The 260-nt window shown below is 23.1% G+C and carries 1 pseudogene; it reads left to right on the top strand.

Going from position 1 to position 260, the window contains the following annotated elements:
• A pseudogene (locus tag KI686_RS16730) lies at positions 1-260 on the top strand (MBOAT family O-acyltransferase); the annotation flags it as partial.

The raw sequence follows: 260 nt of genomic DNA on the forward strand, positions 1-260 counted from the left end.
GTAGATTATACAATAGGAAGACAATTAAAACGAGAAGAAAATAATGTTAGAAGAAAAGTTTTACTTTGGATAAGTATTTCTGTAAATCTAGGTTTTTTGGGTTTCTTTAAATATTATAATTTCTTTTTAGAAAATTTTATAACTGCTTTTTCCTTTTTTGGATCAGAAATACAAGCAAACACATTAAACATAATTTTACCTGTGGGTATTAGTTTTTATACTTTTCAAACATTAAGTTATAGTATTGATGTTTATAAAAG

The organism is Polaribacter sargassicola (genome assembly GCF_021991835.1).
Taxonomy (GTDB): domain Bacteria; phylum Bacteroidota; class Bacteroidia; order Flavobacteriales; family Flavobacteriaceae; genus Polaribacter; species Polaribacter sargassicola.